General features: G+C 40.9%; 1 rRNA gene. It reads right to left on the bottom strand.

The features are described from left to right. A 16S ribosomal RNA gene (locus BACCOP_RS01465) occupies nt 1–228 on the bottom strand; the annotation flags it as partial. Nucleotides 229–810: the final 582 nt, after the last annotated feature.

Raw genomic sequence — 810 nt, 5'->3', positions numbered from 1 at the left:
ACCAATAAATCTTTAATGGTGCCATCATGCAATCTCACCATACTATCAGGTATTAATCTTTCTTTCGAAAGGCTATCCCTGAGTAAACGGAAGGTTGGATACGTGTTACTCACCCGTGCGCCGGTCGCCATCAAACTTAGCAAGCTAAGTTCATGCTGCCCCTCGACTTCGCATGTGTTAAGCCTGTAGCTAGCGTTCATCCTGAGCCAGGATCAAACTCTTCATTCGTAAAATATCTTTTTACTCTTGCGAGTACTTTTCGTCTCTGTTCAGGTGACCGAATGTTTCTTGATTGTTTAATCAGATTGACGGTTTTATCACTTCATCACGGATACACATTATATATATATATCACATGACTACTGCTTGTACTACATTTCGTTTGTTTATCTAAAGTCTTTCAAAGAACTATCTCTTATTTCTAAGCTTCCGTTTGTTAGCGAAAGCGTTTGCAAAGGTAAGAGGTTTTTTCTTAACCACCAAATTTTTTCGAAGTTTTTTTTCGAAAAAATTTTCCAGCGGTCAGAAACCGGAACCGCAAGCCCTTCTCGCTCCCTTAGCACCGCTAAGGTAAGATACAAGGCAACAACCGAAAAACCGGAAACCTCACGTTCACTCTGTCAATGCTTTCAGCGCGTTTCTCTCTCGAAAGCGGGTGCAAAATTACGCACTTTTTCGCAAACTCCAACTTTTACACGACTTTTTTTTGACCGTTTCCCAAAGTTTTTTCGTAAGACACTGGAAAACAGCTATGTTACGCGGCATATTTTTTTATCGGACGCAGAAGAGGGAGGAAAACATGCCCATTAT

The sequence above is a fragment of the Phocaeicola coprocola DSM 17136 genome, from assembly GCF_000154845.1.
GTDB lineage: Bacteria > Bacteroidota > Bacteroidia > Bacteroidales > Bacteroidaceae > Phocaeicola > Phocaeicola coprocola.
The sequence above is the reverse complement of the archived record's forward strand: the minus strand, read 5'-3'. Positions and strand labels throughout refer to the sequence as shown.